Genomic DNA, 16,361 nt, shown 5'->3' on the forward strand with positions numbered 1-16,361 from the left:
GAACATCTGGTTGTACTGCTCGGGCGACAGGACCTGCATGCCGGGGCGGGCCAGCTCGGTACGGATGAGCAGGGCCAGGAAGCCGCCGACCACGTAGAACACGATCGACGTGACCATGTACATGATCCCGATCTGCTTCGCGTCCGTCGTGCGCAGGATCCGCGCGAGGGCCGACCCCTTCACCTGCCGGCGCACAGGGTGCGGCCGGGTGCGCACGGGACGCGGTGAGACGGTGGTCATGGGTCGCTCCTCGGCTGCCGCGTTCACGAAACAGGCGTCTACCCCCTGTTATAGGCTTCTAACGGAGCGAATCGCTGGATTTCAGGGCCATTGAGACATCACCGTCGAGCGGCGCCGTGCTCCGCGGGCGAATGCCCGCGCTCATCCGCGGCCGCCGCGGCATCGTCTCGGGCCCGTCCCGGACCGGGACCCGGCGGTGGGCCTCGCGGGTCCCGGGGCTCAGGCGGCCGCCGCGACCGGACCGGCCAGGACCGCCACCAGGTCGTGGGCGGGCATCGGGCGGTAGAAGTGGTATCCCTGCACCACCGGGCAGTTCAGCTCGCGGAGCATGTCCGCCTGGGCGGCGGTCTCCACGCCCTCGGCCACCGTGGTCAGCCGCAGGCTGGCGCCGAGGTCCACGATGGCCCGGGTGAGCGTCAGGTCGTCGGGCCCGAAGCCCCCGTCGCCGCGGTCCTGCGGGATGAACGCCCGGTCGATCTTGAGGATGTCGACCGGCAGCTGGCGCAGGTAGGACAGGGACGAGTAGCCGGTGCCGAAGTCGTCGATGGCGACCCGGACCTCCCACTCGCGGATCCGGACCAGCCGGGCGATCACCTCGTCCGCCTCGGCCATCGTGGTGGCGACCAGGTCGGTCTCGGTGATCTCGAGGGTGAGCGCCCGCGGCGGCAGGCCGGTCTCGCGCAGCACCCGCCGTACGGTGTCGGGGAAACCGGGGTCGCGCAGCTGCGGTCCGGCCACGTTGACCGACACCGTGATGCCGTAGCGCTCGTACCACGTCCGCGCCTCGGTGCAGGCCCGGTGCAGCACCCAGTCCCCGATGGGGCCGATCAGACCGCTCTGCTCGGCGACCGGGATGAACGCGCTCGGCGGCACCGGCCGCTGGCCCGGCGGGGTCCAGCGCAGCAGCGCCTCCACCCCGCGGACGGCTCCCGTCGCCAGGTCCACCAGCGGCTGGTAGTGCAGCTCGAACTCGTCGTCCTTGAGGGCGCGGCGCAGCCCCGCCACGGTGTGGGCATAGTCCTGGCGCTCGCTGCGCAGCCAGTCGGTGAAGACCGCGACCTGGTTCTTGCCGGCGGACTTCGCCGCGTACAGGGCCAGGTCGACGTCGCGGAGCGAGTCCGCGACGGTGGCCGGCGACCGTACCGTGTGCAGGCCGATGCTGGTGGTGAGCGACAGCTCCACCCCGGCGACCGTGAACGGCTGGCGGACCGCCTCCAGCACGGCGGTCGCGACCGCGACCGTACGCTCCGGATCGGTGTCCTCCAGCAGGATGGCGAACTCGTCGCCGCCCAGCCGGGCGAGGGTGTCGCCGTCGGACACCAGGGCACCCAGGCGCATCGCGACCGCGATCAGCAGCTCGTCGCCGACAGGGTGGCCGAGCGTGTCGTTGACGTCCTTGAAGCCGTCCAGGTCGAGCAGGAGCAGGCCGTGGGTGCCGGACCGGCGGGTCAGGGCGTGCCCGAGGCGTTCCTGCAGCAGCAGCCGGTTGGCCAGGTCGGTGAGCGGGTCGTGCAGCGTCTGGTGGCTCAGCCGGTCCTGCAGCGCGCGCTGCTCCTCCAGGGCCTCGGTGAGGGTGCGCGCCTGCACCGCCAGGTCCGCGGCGCGCGCGGTGGCGGTCCGGGCGAACTGCTGCTGCCGGATCACGAGCAGCATCGACATGACGGCGGTGGCGACCAGGGGAACCAGGACGTCGGCCGGCTCGGCGTTGCCGGCGGTGAGCTCGTCGAGCAGGGAGACCGCCGTGACCGCCGGGCCCAGCAAGGCCAGCAGGATCTGCAGTCCGGGCTGCAACCCGAGGCCCAGCCGCAGCCGCAGCGGGCCCGCCTCGGTGGGGCGGCTGATCGACGGGTGCGTGGCCGCCGCGCCGGCGAAGACCAGCCCGAGCAGCCAGCCGGCGGTGGACACCGGGTTGTGCGCGACCTCGCCGACGACACTGCCGGCCGTGTCGGCGAAGTGCACCATGTCGGCCGTGATCAGCGCGGAGACCATGACGGCTGCCAGCAGGTGACTCATCGGGGGCGTGGACCCGGTGAACAGCAGCCGCGCGGTGACCGTCACCACCGCGAGGTCGAAGAGGGGGAACGCCATCGCGATCGCCAGCCGGGCGCCGCTCAGCGGATAGCCGTCCAGGAAGCCGTCGATCACCAGCGTCCACATGAGCACGGCGAGGCCGCTGGTCACGATGGCGGCGTCCACCATGCCGCTGCGGCGCGACCGGCACCCGGCCATCGTCCAGAGCGAGGCGATCAGCAGCGGATAGGCGCTGAGATAGATCAGGTCACCGAGCGAACCGAACGGGATCCGCTGCCCGGTGAGGGAGAACTCCACGGTCCAGTACACGTTGCCGAGGGTCGCCGCGGAGATCGCGGCCACCAGCAGCCACCATGGACGGGCCAGCGCCGGCCGGTGCAGCCGGATGCCGACCGCGGCCGCGGCGAGGGAGCCCAGCCCCGCGAGGCCGTACAGGGCCTGCGTCGCGCCCCAGGGCAGCAAGGGGCCGGCCAGGACGGTGGCCGCGCCGAGGCCGCTGACGTATCGCCAGGCGTACCGGCGCAGCCGCCGCAGCCTCGCTGACACGGCGTGGGCCTGTTGCGCTATCGGCGACGGTCCGGCCGCGGTGGTCGACACCATGTCGGCCGCTCCCTTCCTCAGGTCACCTCATGGATACGCGACGACGGTTGTCACTCCGGTGCGAGCCGGCGCCCGCAAGGTAGCAACCCGCACCCGACCGACGGCTGGGCCGGCATCGGCCCGGTGGGTGAGCGGAGTTCGAGGCGCAAGGAACCGACACGGAAGAGTGAATTCTCACCGACCACGGTGGCCACGCGAGGCAGAACTGCCCCAGGCGTAACAGGAGGCCGGGTCGGGTAAAGGCGCGGCCATGTCGGATGTCGTCGTTCGGGCCCTCACGCGGGTGTTGCTGCCGGTGGCCCTGCTGCTCGGCGTCATGGTCGCGCTCGGCCTGCTCGTCACCAAGGTGATGGTGCACATGTGGCCGCTCACCGTCGAGGACTCCGTCAACCGGGAGCTCGAGCGGGAGCGTACCGCCGAGTGGAACGCCGTCTCGCTGGTCTTCAGCACCCTGGCCAGCACCCCCGCCATCGTCGCGGTGACCGCGCTGGCCGCGCTGGTGCTGCGGCTGGTGCTCCGGCGGTGGCGGGAGCCGGTCTTCCTGTGCGCGGCGGTCACCGCCCAGGCGATCATCTTCTACCTGACCACCCTGGCGATCGACCGGACCCGGCCGGACGTCGACCACATGGACACCTCGCCGCCGACCTCGAGCTTCCCGTCCGGGCACACCTCCGCGGCGGTCGCCCTCTATCTGGGGCTGGCCGTCCTGCTGGTACGCCTGACGCACCGCACCGGCCTCAGAGCGGCCTGCTGGCTTCTGCTGATCATTCCGGCCGGGGTGGCACTGACCCGGATGTACCGCGGCATGCACCACCCCACCGACGTCGTGGCGTCGTTTCTCAACGGCGGAGTCTGCGTGTGGGTGATGGCCCGGGCATTTCTCCCCGAAGGGTCATACCGGGTCCGGCAGGCCGCGATTCCGCGCCGATTCCTCCGCGCCTGACATTCGCCATTTATTCGGCAAAAAGGTCTATTCCGACAAAGCCGGCCAACCGCCCGGCCGCACGATGGAGCCGGGGCGATTCCGTTGACGACGCAAATGTCGTGGCACGAAACAGCTGCCCGGCAATTCGGGAAATTGCCGCATACCCCTATGAACGCGGAGTGACGAAGAACTCCATTTTGATCTTGTTTACCTAATCGCAATTTAAAAGTGCCACCTTGGGTAGCCCTGCATTGCGACATCGACGCAGCTCAAAGGCTGGAGACGCATCGATAGTCACTGATGGTAGTACTACGGAGCGTGTCGAAGTGAGCATGGTCGGCGACGAGTGGCATCGACTATCGCAGATTCTCGCGCGCTCCGCCCGACCGGGTCCCAGCCCAACGTGAAAGGTTGTCGATGAGCGTTGTTCAGACCCCATCCTCGGGATCCGAACACCACTACTCCGAACGGCGGTCCGTGGACGACACCCGGGTCATCCCCGTGCCACGATCGAGGTTGGACCATGACAGGCTGAGCACCGGCAACGACCAGACGCTTATCCTTCCGTCACGGTATAGCTACAGCGCGTACAGCGTGCTCGCCGGCCCCTCCGAGCGGCCGGACGGGACGGCGCGCGAGCCCTACCGGGTGAAGATGCGCCGGCTCGCCCGGCGGCGGCCGGTCGCGACCGTGTTCATCACGCTGTTCGCCTTCGCCTTCGAGAGCACGTTCTTCGGCTGGCTGCTCGCCGCCATCGAGCTGCCCGATCCGGACCTGCGACCGGTGCTGTTCGCCGCCACCGTCTTCATGATCGTGGCGACGACGCTGATCGAGCTGTTCCGGCTGCTCAACGTCGTCACCCTGTGCCTGGCGACGATCTGGGCCCGCGACCCCCAGCCGGTCGTCCCGGACACCACGCTGCGGGTGGCCTTCCTGACCACCATCGTGCCCGGCAAGGAGCCGCTGGAGATGGTGGAGCGCACGCTGAGCGCCGCCATGGACATCCGGTACGCCGGCCCGTACGACGTCTGGCTGCTCGACGAGGGTGACAGCCCCGAGGTCCGCCAGATGTGCCGGCGCATCGGCGTACGGCACTACAGCCGCAAGGGCCTGGCCCAGTACAACACCGAGGCGGGCGCCTTCAAGGCGAAGACCAAGCACGGCAACTACAACTCCTGGATCGACCGGCACGGCGACTCGTACGACGTGTTCGTCTCGGTCGACCCGGACCACGTGCCGCAGCCGAACTTCTGCGAGCGCCTGCTCGGCTACTTCCGCGACCCGGACGTCGGGTTCGTCGTCGGCCCCCAGGTCTACGGCAACTACGACAGCGTGGTGACCCGCTGGGCCGAGTCTCAGCAGTACCTGTTCCACTCCCTGTTGCAGCGGGCCGGGAACAAGCGCGGTATCGCGATGCTGGTGGGCACGAACAACGCGGTGCGCATCTCCGCGCTGCGCAGCATCGGCGGCCTGCAGGACTCGATCACCGAGGACATGGCCACCAGCCTGGTCATGCACAGCACCAACAACCCGGAGACGGGCAAGCGCTGGCGCTCGGTCTACACCCCCGACGTGCTCGCCGTGGGCGAGGGACCGTCCTCCTGGACCGACTACTTCAGCCAGCAGCACCGGTGGTCCCGGGGCACGGACGAGGTGGTCGTGCGGCAGTTCGGCAAGCTGTGGTGGAAGCTCGGCTTCGGACGGGCGTTCCACTACGCGCTGCTCATGTCGTACTACCCCCTGACGGCGCTCGCCTGGGTGCTCGGCGCCAGCGTCGCGGCCTGCTACCTGCTGCTCGGCGCGAAGGGCGTGCAGGTGCCGCAGGAGGTGTGGCTGATGCTGTACGTCGACGCCGCGCTGTTCCAGATCGGCCTGTACCTGTTCAACCGCCGGCACAACGTGAGCCCGCACGAGGACGACGGCTCGTCCGGCCTGCCCGGGATGCTGGTCTCGACCCTGTCGACCCCGATCTACGTGTCGTCGTTCGTCGGCGCGCTGCTGCGCCGCAAGGCCGGTTTCGTGGTGACGCCCAAGGGCGACTCGACCAGCCCGGACCGCCCGCTGACCTTCAAGCACAGCCTGTCCTGGGCGGCGTTCTACGCCGCGCTGCTGGCGGTCTCGCCGTTCCTCGGGCACGTGGACGGCGCGATGTGGTTGTGGCCCAGCCTCAACCTCGTGATCTGCCTGCTACCGATCACCGTGTGGAAGATCCAGACCCTGCAGCGCCCCAAGGGCAAGAGGCGTGCCCTGGATCCGAGGACGATGGAGAAGACGTACGTATGAAGCCCCGCAACCGCCCCGCATTCGCCAGGCGACTCGGCAGTGGCCTGGTCGCACTCCTGGTCCTGGGCATCGTCGTGGTGGTGAACCGGCCGATGGTCGCCGCCGCCGCCGACGCGCTGCACGAGTACTCCATCAACCGGCAGTCCTACAAGGAGAAGTACGGGCACTGGGCCCGGCTGCCGGTCCCGCGCGACTTCCGGGTCAACGCGATCCACGCGGCCCTGCTCAACACCGGCAAGGTGCTCATCATCGCGGGTAGCGGCAACAACCGGGACGCGTTCGAGGCGGGCACCTTCCGGACGGTCATCTACGACCCCGCGTCGGAGGAGTTCTCCGAGGTGCCGACGCCCACCGACGTCTTCTGCGCCGGGCACACCTTCCTGCCCAACGGCAACCTGCTGATCGCCGGCGGCACCAAGGAGTACGAGGTCCTGCCGAAGGACATCGAGCACGCGTACGGCGTGATGAAGCTGAAGAACGAGTCGGTCGCCGGCGGTCCGCGCAAGTTCCCCAAGGGCACCCGGGTCGTGTCGAAGGACGGCAACGAGTACAAGACCCGCGAGGACGTGATCCTGCCCCCGGCCACCACGATGCAGCACGGCGGCGAGGTGATGACCCACGCCGGCGAGGTCGAGGTCTGGGTGGACGCCGTCAAGAAGGGCGACGGCCCCATCGTCGAGCAGCCGGCGCAGTACGCCGTCAAGGGTCTCACCGGGGCGGACGAGCGGAACATCTACGGCGTCTCGGACAAGATCACGCGGGAGAAGCAGGAGTACGCCGGGGACAAGACGTCGTACGAGTTCGATCCGAAGACCGAGCGGTACGTCAAGGTCGGCGACATGGTCAAGCACCGCTGGTACCCGACCCTCGCCGAGCTGCCGAACGGCGACGTGCTGGCCGTGTCGGGCCTGGACCAGTTCGGCCGGATGATCCCGGGCAACAACGAGAAGTACATCGCCTCGCAGAAGAAGTGGGTCGACGCCCCGGAACTCAAGCGGACGTTCCCGACCTACCCGGCATTCCACATGATGCAGGACGGCAACTTCTTCTACTCCGGCTCCAACGCCGGCTACGGCTCGGACACCGAGGGCCGCACCCCGGGCATCTGGAACGTCCGGAACAACAAGTTCACGGAGGTTCCCGGCCTGCGTGACCCGAAGCTGACCGAGACGAGCTCCTCCGTGCTGCTGGCCCCCGCGCAGGACCAGAAGGTGATGATCTTCGGCGGTGGCGGGGTCGGCGAGTCCGAGGTCTCCACCAGGCGCACCGACATCATCGACCTGACCAAGAAGAACCCGCGGTACGAGCCCGGCCCGGACCTGCCCGAGCCGGCCCGCTACCTCAGCGCCGTGCTGCTGCCCGACGACACGGTCTTCACCACCGGCGGTTCCTCGGGATACCGCGGCGGCAGGTACGGCGACCAGACCCGCAGCGACCTGTTCAACGCGCAGATCTACCGCCCGGCCGAGAACGCGTTCGCGACGGCGGCCGAGTCGACGGTGGGCCGCAACTACCACTCCGAGGCGATCCTGCTGCCCGACGGCCGCGTCGTCACGATGGGCGGCGACCCGCTGTACGACGAGTCGGGCAAGGGCCCGGGCACCTTCGAGAAGCGCATCGAGGTGTACTCGCCGCCGTACCTCTTCCGGGGTTCCCGGCCGACCATCACCGGCGGCCCGACCGAGGTGAAGCGCGGAACCACCGTGGAGTTCACCAGCCCGGAGGCGGCGCGGATCACCGCGGCACGGCTGGTCCGGCCCAGCGCGGTCACCCACGTGCTGGACGTCGACCAGCGTTCCGTCGCGGTGGACATCACCCCCAAGGGCACCGACACCCTGGACCTGTCCATCCCCCAGACGAAGGGCCTGGTGCCGTCCGGCTGGTACATGCTGTTCCTGCTGGACGACAAGGGTGTGCCCTCGGTGGCCCGCTGGGTCCAGGTGCTCTGATCCATGGCCAGCCACGCCAAGCCGCCGCGCCGCGGCCCACTGGTGCTCGCGGCGTCCGCGATGGTCGCGGTCGCCGCGGGCATCGGCCTGACGGTGGCCACCCGCGACGACGAGCAACCCGCCGAGCAGAGCGCCGCGGGCGCCAGCACGCCCAGCGCCGTCGCCGGCAGCCCCACCCCGCTGCCCTCGTCCAGCCTGGGTGGCGCCACGTCGCTCCCCTCCCCGTCGCCGAGCCGGCCGCCGGCCAAGCCCAGCAGCGCACCGGCCAGGCCGGTCGGCGGCACGCTCGCCGGCAAGGCGCTCTACGTCGACCGCAGCGGCCCGGCCAGCCGGCAGGTCCAGGACTTCCAGAACGCCGGCCGCGGCGCGGACGCCCAGCTGATCCGCAAGATCGCCGACCGGCCCACCGCGACCTGGTTCGCCGACTCCTCGACCGGCTACACGTCGCGGGCCCGCAAGCTGGTCACCAGTGCGGCCGGCGCCGGCAAGCTGCCGGTGCTGACGATGTACAACATCCCGCACCGCGACTGCTCCGGGCACTCGGCGGGCGGTGCGTCCGGCGCGGACGCCTACCGGTCCTACGTCACGTCGATGGCCAACGCCCTCAAGGGTCACAAGGCCGTCGTGATCCTGGAGCCGGACGCGGTCGCCCAGGCGGTGCAGGGCTGCCTGGACGAGGGGCGCAAGGCCGAGAGGTTCATGCTGCTCCGGGAGGCCATCGACACGCTGGGCCGCAACCCCGGGGTGAGCGTCTACCTGGACGCGGGCAACCCGACCTGGATCACCGACACCGGCAAGCTGGCCGACGCCCTGCGCCAGGCCGGGGTGGAGCGCAGCAACGGCTTCTCCCTCAACGTGGCGAACTTCGAGACCACCACGAAGAACGTCGCGTACGGCACGCAGCTGTCCCGCAAGCTCGACGGCGCGCACTTCGTCGTGGACACGAGCCGCAACGGCAACGGGCCCGCGGCGCGCGGCCCGAACGGCAACGAGCACTGGTGCAACCCGGTGGGCCGCAAGCTCGGCGAGGCGCCGACGACGAACACCGGGAACGCTCTCGTCGACGCGTACCTGTGGATCAAGCGGCCGGGCGAGTCCGACGGCGCCTGCGGCAACGGCGCCCCGCCGGCCGGCCAGTGGTGGGCCGACTACGCCCTCTCCCTCGCCCGCTGACGGGTCCGGGGCCCGGGCCGGCGGGTTTGCCCGGTGACCCGGGCAAACCCGCGAGGCGGACCGGCACTACCGCACCGACTGCTGGTCCTCGCCGGGCGAGCCGACGGTCAGCGGGCTGCGCACCACATGACCGGTGGAGTCGCTCCAGGTGACCGCGCCGTGCGCGAAGCCGGCACCCGGCGCCGTGCTGCGATCGATCCGCACGGTGAACGTGGCCGACGCACCGGGGCGCAGCGTGAGCCGGTCCGGGGCCACCGTCACGGACGTGCCGGCGGGGGCCTGCACCGCGGCGGTGTACACGCTCTCGTCGCCCGAGACGTTGGTGACCGTGCGGGTCACCGTACGGGACCGGCCGAGGCTGCCGACCGCGATCGACGGGTAGTTGAGGTCGCTCGGTTCGATGCGCTCCCCGGGCGCGCACGCCCCGGCCGTACGGCCGGCGGCGAGCTTGTCGAACTCGGCGCCGTGGCCGATGGCGCACACGTACCGCAACCACTCGGTGGGAGTGGAGTCGAAGACCAGGCCGGGGTTCACCGCCTGGTCGACGCGGGGCACGCCGGCGCCGAAGTGCAGGGCGTCGGCCGGGCCCCGGCCGCCGTGGGTGATCGGCAGGCCGGACGGGGCCGACTGGCGGGCGGTGCTCATCAGCGCCGACCGGACCGCGGCGGGCGACCACGCCGGGTGCTTCTGGCGTACCAGGGCGGCGAGCCCCGCGACGTGGGCGTTGGCCATCGACGTACCGCCGTACGCGAGCCACTTCTCGTCGTTGTACGCCGGCGGCGACCAGGCGCCGAGGATGTTGTCGCCCGGCGCGGCGAGGTCCGGCTTGGTGAGGTCGGCGCCGTTGATGGCGACCGGCCCGACGGAGGACCGCTCGTCGACCGCGGTGGTGCCCAGGTCGGTGGCGCTGGTGGTGGTCACCCACGGCATGGTGTTGCCCACCGAACCGGGCCTGCCGTCGTTGCCGGCCGCGGCGGCGACGAACACCCCGGCGGCCGCGGCGTTGAACATGGCCACGTCCTCGGCGGTCAGCTCGGTGCCGCCGCCGTTGCCGACCGAATAGTTGATCACGTCGACGCCGTCCAGCACGGCCTGCTCGATGGCCGCGACGAGGTCGACCGTCTCGCCCATCGCGAACCAGTCCTGCCGGTGCCACACCGCCTTGTAGACGGCGATGCGGGCCGCCGGTGCCATGCCGCTGATCCGGCCCAGGCTCTCGCCCGCCGCGGTGGTGACCGCCACGTCGTGGTTCCCGGCGGCGACGGAGGCCACGTGCGACCCGTGACCGTTGCGGTCCCGCGCGGAGCGGTACTCCTGCGGCGGCAGGCCGCCCTCGAGCCCGGCGCTGAACGTCCGGGCGCCGATGATCTTGTTGCTGCACGCGACCGCGTCCGGGCCGGTCTGGCTGCGGCATCCGTCGCCGCGCCACTTCGCGTCGATCACCGCCTGGTCCGGCCGGGGCTCCGGCAGCGGGGCGAAGGTCTCGCTCTCCGGCCAGATCCCGCTGTCGATCACGCCGATGATGGTGCCCTCGCCGGCCGACCCGGCACCGCCGAAGCGCTGCTTCCAGGCGCCGGCGTCACCGGTGAGCCCGAGGACCTCCGGCGGCGTCGCGGCGGCCCGCCGCTGCCGGCTCTGCACCACCTGCACCACGCCCGGAGTGGCACGCAGCCGGGCGGACTCCCGGCCGGTGAGCCGGGCCGCGAAGCCGTTGTAGACCGTCTGGTACTCGGCCAGCATCCGGTCCTCGGCGAGCCCAGCCCGCCGCAGCACCTCCCGCTGCCGCTCGCGCAGCCGCTCCCGGTACGCCCGCGCGTCACGGCTCGCCACGTCGAGGCGGCCGCGGGCCGGCCGGGTGGCCGGGATCCCCGCGACGCCGCCGGAGTAGGTGGCCACGGGTGCACCGGACAGCTGGACCAGATAGGTGCGCGGGCCGTCCGGGGCCGCCTGCGCCGCGGCGGGCATGACGCCGACGGCGGCGAGCGCGGCCCCCAGCAGGCCGACGAGGGGCGGGACGAGCAGGCGGGTGAGCACGTGGATCCTCCTAGTGACGTCGCAGCATGCCGCTGCGGCTTGTCACTGTGGCGGCGAGGCTTTCGGTGGCCTGTGGGTGTACGGGTGCGGAAGTTCTCAACTCCGGCAGGGGTCCGCCGATGGAGCCCAGGTGGATCAGCGACGTGCCGGCCGGCTGTGGTACGGGTGGCTGGCCGTCGGCTGCGCGCTGATCGCCGGGTACGCCGTCCTCCCGCAGGACCACTGGGTCAGCTGGGTCTACTACGACGGGTTCGTCGCGGTCGCCGTGGCCGCCGTGGTGCTGGGCGTGCGCCACAACCGTCCGGCGCGGGCCCGGTTGTGGTACCTGTTCGCGGCCGGTGAGGCCTGCTGGTTCGGCGGCGAGCTGATCTTCGCCTACTACTACCTCACCGGCGACGACCCGTACCCCTCCCCCGCCGACGCCCTCTTCGTCGCCGGCTACCCGCTGCTGATCGCCGCGATGTTCCTGCTGATCCGGGCCCGCCGGCACGGCCGGGACTGGGCCGGGCTGATCGACGCCGGCATCCTGACCACCGCGCTGGTGATGCTCGCCTGGACGTACGTGATCGCGCCGCTCACCGCGGCCACCTCGATGGGCCTGGCCGAGCGCACCGTCGCGATGGCCTATCCCGCGGGTGACCTCATGCTGCTGGTGATGGCCACCCGCCTGTTCACCACGCGCGGCGCGCGCACCCCCAGCTACTGGGCGCTGTCCCTGGCACTGGTCCTGGTGACCGTCGGCGACTCGACCTTCACCAGCCTGGTCAGCCTCGACGAGAACTACCTGAACCTGCTCTCCGACGTCTTCTGGCTCGGCTCGTTCCTGGCCTGGTCCCTGGCGGCCCTGCACCCGTCGATGGTGGAGCTGTCCCGCATCCATCCGGAGCAGCGGACCCGGCTGTCCCGGACCCGGCTGATCTCGCTCACCGGCGCGGCGCTGCTGGCCCCGGCGATGCTCGCCTTCCACGGCATCACCGCCGCCGACCACATCCCCTGGGTGGTGATCGCCGCCGGCTCCACCGTGATGTTCCTGCTGGTGCTCGTCCGCATGCACGGACTGGCGGCACACGCCCAGCGACAGGCCGACCAGCTGAAGGCGCTGGCGCGCAGCGACGGGCTCACCGGCGTGGCCAACCGGCGGACCTGGGACGAGGCGGTGGCCCGGATGCTGACCACCGCGGCGTCGACGGGATCGGCCGTCGTGGTGGCCCTGCTCGACGTGGACCACTTCAAGCGGTTCAACGACACGTACGGGCACCTGGCCGGCGACACCCTGCTCATCGACGCGACCGCCGCCTGGCAGACGGGGCTGCGGCCCGAGGACCTGCTGGCCCGCTACGGCGGCGAGGAGTTCGGCGTGCTGCTCCCCGGCGTCTCCCTTGCCGACGCGGTACGGCGCATCGACGCCCTGCGCGCCGTGACCCCGTTCGGGCAGACGTTCTCCGCCGGCGTGGCGAGCTGGGACGGCCGGGAGGACCCCACCGCGCTCATGGCCCGCGCCGACCAGGCCCTGTACGCCGCCAAGCACGCCGGCCGCGATCGCGTGGTCGCCGCGGAGTCCCCGGAGCCCCACCCGGTCCCGCCGCAAACGCTCGCCGGGCTGCCGCCGCGCGGCGCCGGCGAGCGGATCCCTCTGCTGCCCCGCTGAGCGGCGTCCCGACCGGCTCAGCGGCCGGGACGCCGGCTACGGCGGTGGTTTGACCGGGATGGTGATGTGGAAGGTGCAGCCGGGCCCGTCGTGATCGCTCAGGGTGATGGTGCCGTGGTGGCGTTCGATGATGGTACGGGTGATGACCAGCCCGAGGCCGGTGCCGGGGATGCGCCGCTCGACGGCGGTGGACGCGCGGTAGAACCGGCGGAACAGGTGGGGTCGTTCCGCCGCCGGGATGCCGATGCCGGTGTCCGCGACGCTCCAGGTGATCGTCGGCGACTGTCCGTCCGCCCCGGGGTCGGCGGCGGCGGTGACCGTGATGGCACCGCCGTCGGGGGTGTACTTGACGGCGTTGGAGAGCAGATTGTCGGCCACCTGTTGCAGGCGGCTGCTGTCGGCGTAGAGGTCGAGCCGGTCGGGCACGTCGACGGTCACGGTGAGGTGCTTGGCGGCGGTGCGGGCGGCCAGGTTGGTCACGCTGGTGCGGATGATCTCGCTGAGGTCGGTCGGTGCGGGGTCGATGGACAGGTGCCCGGACTCCAGCCGGGCCAGGTCGAGCAGGTCGTCGGTCAGGACGGACAGGCGCCGTGCGTTGCGGGTGATGCTGTGCATGTACTGCTGCCGGTCGGCGTCGAGCAGGCCCTCGAGCTCCTCCTCGAGCAGCGCGGCGGTGGCGGTGATCACCGACAGCGGGTTGCGGAGCTCGTGGGTCACCAGGGCCAGGAACTCGTCCTTGGTGCGGGCGAGCTCGACGGTGAGCTCCTCGGCGCGGCGCCGTTCCCAGTACTGGCCGACCTGGGCGGCGATCCCGGCCAGCAGGGCGGTGAGGGCGTCCTCCGGGTCCTCGGTGTGGTCGCCGTAGACGCAGAGGGCGCCCTGGGCGTGGCCGCCGCTGCGGACGGGGACGCCGACGGCGACGTGCAGGCCGATGCGGGCGGCGGCGCGGCTGCGCAACGACGCGGTGTCCGTGGCCAGGTCGCGGATCCACAGCGACCGGCCGCCCTGGTGGACCCGCCCGGGCAGCCCGGTGCCGGGTTCGAGCTCGGTGAGGGCGAACTGGCCGAGCGCCCGGTCGTGGCTGCTGTGCCGCGCCGCGCAGTGCAGCACCTGGCGATCCTGGTCGTAGAGCCACAGCTCGGCGACCGGCCAGCCCATCTTGAGGCTGAGCGCCTCGACGACCCGCTGGGCGGCGGCGCCGGTGGAGGTCGCCTCGGCCAGCCCGCGGGAGATGCCGGCCTCGACGGCGGCGAAGCGGCTGAGCCGGGCTGCGGTGGTGACGTCGTGGCAGAAGCCGTGGAAGATCCGTCCCGCCGGGGTGTCGGTGACGGTGAGGGTCATCTCGATCGGGAACTCGCGCCCGTCGGCGTGCAGGGCCTCCAGGCGCAGCCGCTGCCCGAGGACCCGGCCCGGCTCGCCGGCATTGAGCCGGTCCAGCCCCGCCCGGTGCGCGGCCCGGTACCGCTCGGGGATGATCAGTTCGGCGACGTCGCTGCCGCACGCGTCGGCACGACTGTGCCCGAAGGTGAGTTCCGCGGACGGGTTCCAGCCGACCACCCGCCCCGCGGCGTCCATGGCCACGTAGGCGTCCAGGGCGGCGGCGAGCACGGCCTGCGGCTCGTCCAGCACGCCGTGGTCGCAGCTGACCGGCGCCGGCTCCGGCTCGCTCATGACGCCCCCCGTGACTCGCCGCGCAGATGGGCCGGCCGCAGCTGCGGGCCGGTCGGGTTCCAGGGGAGAACGTCAGCCTAGCGGCATCGCCGGCGCCACAGAGGCGGAAACCGGCGCCCCGCGGCGCGGTCGGCGCTACCGCGCGGCAGCGAAGGTCCGGGCGTTCCACGACAGGATTCTCAGCTCCGCGCCGCGGTGACCGATGGATCGCTCTGTGGGGGCTGACAGAACCGCCGGCGCCGCTGTCCGGACAGCGACCTTCCCGGAGACACCGGCGGGCGCGCTGAGTGCCACCTCGCTGGCGTACCTCGGTGTCGACCGGCTGGGCCTGGTCACGGACTGGAACCCGGCCGCGGAACAAATGTTCGGCTGGACCCGCGCGGAGATCGTGGGACAGCCGGTCTCCGACACGATCGTGCCGCCGCGGATGCGGGCCGCGTTCCTGGTCGCCTTCACCCGTCATCTGGTGACCGGCGACACCAGCGGGCTGGGCCGGCGGCTGGAGCTGCCCGCCCGCCACCGCGACGGCCAGGAGCTGCTCATCGAGGTCACCATCGACCCCATGGCCAACGGCGCCGACGGGTTCTGCGCGTTCGCCCACGACAGCACCGGCCGGCGCGAGGCCGAGCAGGCGCTGTGGGAGAGCAACTCCCTGGTGCAGGCCATCCTCGACCACACCACCGCGGTGATCTCCGCCAAGGACCCCGACGGGAAGTACCTGTTCGTCAACCGCGAGTTCGAACGACGCTTCCAGGTCGGCGCCGGCGAGCTGGTCGGGCGCACCCAGGCCGACATGCTTCCCGCCGCGCTCGCCGCGGTCTCCCAGGAGCGCGACGAGCAGGTGCTGCGCAGCGCGGCCGCCTCGACCACCCTGGAGGAGCTGCCCGCCGGGGACGAGCTGCAGCAGTACATCGTCACCCGGTTCCCCCTGCTCGACCCGACCGGGGTGCCCCGCGGGGTGTGCTCCATCGCGATCGACGACACCGAGCGCCGGCGCAGCGCCGAGGCGCTGCGCCGCAGCGAGGAACGCTTCGAGCGGATCGTCGGCAACATGCCCGGCATGGTGAGCCGGTTCGAGTTCGCCCCGAACGGGGCGATGAAGTTCAGCTACGTCTCCGACGGCTGCCGGGAGGTCTTCGGGGTGGAGCCGGAGGCGGTCCTCGCCGACGCCACCGTCATCACCAGCCTGTTCGGCCCCGAGGAGACCCGGTCGATCGTGGAGAGCATGCGCGCGTCGGCGATCAGCCTCGAACACTGGCGCTGGGAGGGACACGCGACCCTGCCCACCGGCGAGCGGCGCTACCTGCAGGGCACCTGCCGCCCGGAGCGGCTTCCCGACGGCACCCTGGTCTGGGACGGGCTCCTGCTCGACCGTACCCGGGAGAAGAAGGCCGAACGCGACTCCGCCCGCGCCCGCCGCGACCTCAACCAGCTCATCTCGTCGCTGCGCGGCTACGCCTTCACGGTGAAGGCCCAGCCCGACGGCAGCGTCCGCGGCGTCTACAGCAGCGCCGACGGCTCGGAGATCTTCGGCGGGCCGATGACGACCCATGGCGACTTCCTCGCCTCCGCCATCGCGGCGCTGGTGCACCCCGAGGACCAGTCGAAGTACGCGGCCTTCTGGGCGACCACACGGGCCGGGCAGGCCGGCGACCTCACCTGCCGGATCATCGGCTACGACGGGGTCCAGCGGCTGGTCTTCATCCGGCTGCGCCCGCGGCCCGAGGACCCCACGACGCTCGACGGCGTCTGCTGCGACCTGACCCCGCCGCCCGCCGGCCCGGCGCCGTCATGACCGGCACCGTGC

10 protein-coding genes are annotated in these 16,361 nt (G+C 71.7%); 6 read left to right on the plus strand and 4 right to left on the minus strand.

The window, feature by feature from the left end:
- Both IEY99_RS07330 and IEY99_RS07335 read right to left on the minus strand, forming a co-directional pair.
- Positions 1 to 240 (minus strand): cbb3-type cytochrome c oxidase subunit I (locus IEY99_RS07330; RefSeq protein WP_373293307.1); only part of this gene is annotated, 240 nt, incomplete at its 3' end.
- 219 nt (positions 241 to 459) lie between these two features.
- The gene (locus IEY99_RS07335) at positions 460 to 2,871 is read right to left on the minus strand and encodes a putative bifunctional diguanylate cyclase/phosphodiesterase (RefSeq protein ID WP_229798284.1); all 2,412 of its coding nucleotides are present in this window, start codon (positions 2,869 to 2,871) and stop codon (positions 460 to 462) included.
- Between the two features lie 250 nt (positions 2,872 to 3,121).
- Between IEY99_RS07335 and IEY99_RS07340 the strand changes: the two genes are divergently transcribed.
- The 4 genes from IEY99_RS07340 (at position 3,122) to IEY99_RS07355 (ending at position 9,201) form a co-directional block, all read left to right on the plus strand.
- Positions 3,122 to 3,814, plus strand: coding sequence for a phosphatase PAP2 family protein (locus tag IEY99_RS07340; protein WP_189200765.1), 693 nt, complete (start codon positions 3,122 to 3,124; stop codon positions 3,812 to 3,814).
- A 498-nt stretch (positions 3,815 to 4,312) separates the two neighbouring features.
- On the plus strand, positions 4,313 to 6,079 hold the full coding sequence (locus IEY99_RS07345) for a glycosyltransferase family 2 protein (RefSeq protein ID WP_229798286.1): 1,767 nt from the start codon (positions 4,313 to 4,315) through the stop codon (positions 6,077 to 6,079).
- On the plus strand, positions 6,076 to 8,028 hold the full coding sequence (gene glxA / locus IEY99_RS07350) for a radical copper oxidase GlxA (protein WP_189200769.1): 1,953 nt from the start codon (positions 6,076 to 6,078) through the stop codon (positions 8,026 to 8,028). The genes IEY99_RS07345 and glxA overlap by 4 nt, the downstream gene beginning before the upstream one ends.
- Positions 8,029 to 8,031: 3 nt before the next feature.
- Positions 8,032 to 9,201, plus strand: a complete 1,170-nt coding sequence (locus IEY99_RS07355) for a glycoside hydrolase family 6 protein (protein WP_229798288.1) — start codon at positions 8,032 to 8,034, stop codon at positions 9,199 to 9,201.
- Positions 9,202 to 9,267: 66 nt separating this feature from the next.
- Here the strand turns inward: IEY99_RS07355 and IEY99_RS07360 are convergent, their stop codons facing one another.
- Positions 9,268 to 11,235 (minus strand): S8 family serine peptidase, encoded by a 1,968-nt coding sequence (locus tag IEY99_RS07360; RefSeq protein ID WP_189200771.1) that lies wholly within the window; start codon positions 11,233 to 11,235, stop codon positions 9,268 to 9,270.
- Between the two features lie 130 nt (positions 11,236 to 11,365).
- Between IEY99_RS07360 and IEY99_RS07365 the strand changes: the two genes are divergently transcribed.
- Positions 11,366 to 12,883 (plus strand): GGDEF domain-containing protein, encoded by a 1,518-nt coding sequence (locus IEY99_RS07365; RefSeq protein WP_189200774.1) that lies wholly within the window; start codon positions 11,366 to 11,368, stop codon positions 12,881 to 12,883.
- A gap of 36 nt (positions 12,884 to 12,919) precedes the next feature.
- Here the strand turns inward: IEY99_RS07365 and IEY99_RS07370 are convergent, their stop codons facing one another.
- On the minus strand, positions 12,920 to 14,554 hold the full coding sequence (locus IEY99_RS07370) for a sensor histidine kinase (protein ID WP_189200776.1): 1,635 nt from the start codon (positions 14,552 to 14,554) through the stop codon (positions 12,920 to 12,922).
- Between the two features lie 214 nt (positions 14,555 to 14,768).
- Here IEY99_RS07370 and IEY99_RS07375 point away from each other — a divergent pair, with 214 nt between their 5' ends.
- Positions 14,769 to 16,349: a PAS domain-containing protein gene (locus IEY99_RS07375; protein WP_189200778.1), complete on the plus strand. Its 1,581-nt coding sequence runs from the start codon at positions 14,769 to 14,771 to the stop codon at positions 16,347 to 16,349.
- Positions 16,350 to 16,361 lie beyond the last annotated feature (12 nt).

It is taken from the genome of Couchioplanes azureus (assembly GCF_014648355.1).
Classification (GTDB): Bacteria; Actinomycetota; Actinomycetes; order Mycobacteriales; family Micromonosporaceae; genus Actinoplanes; species Actinoplanes azureus.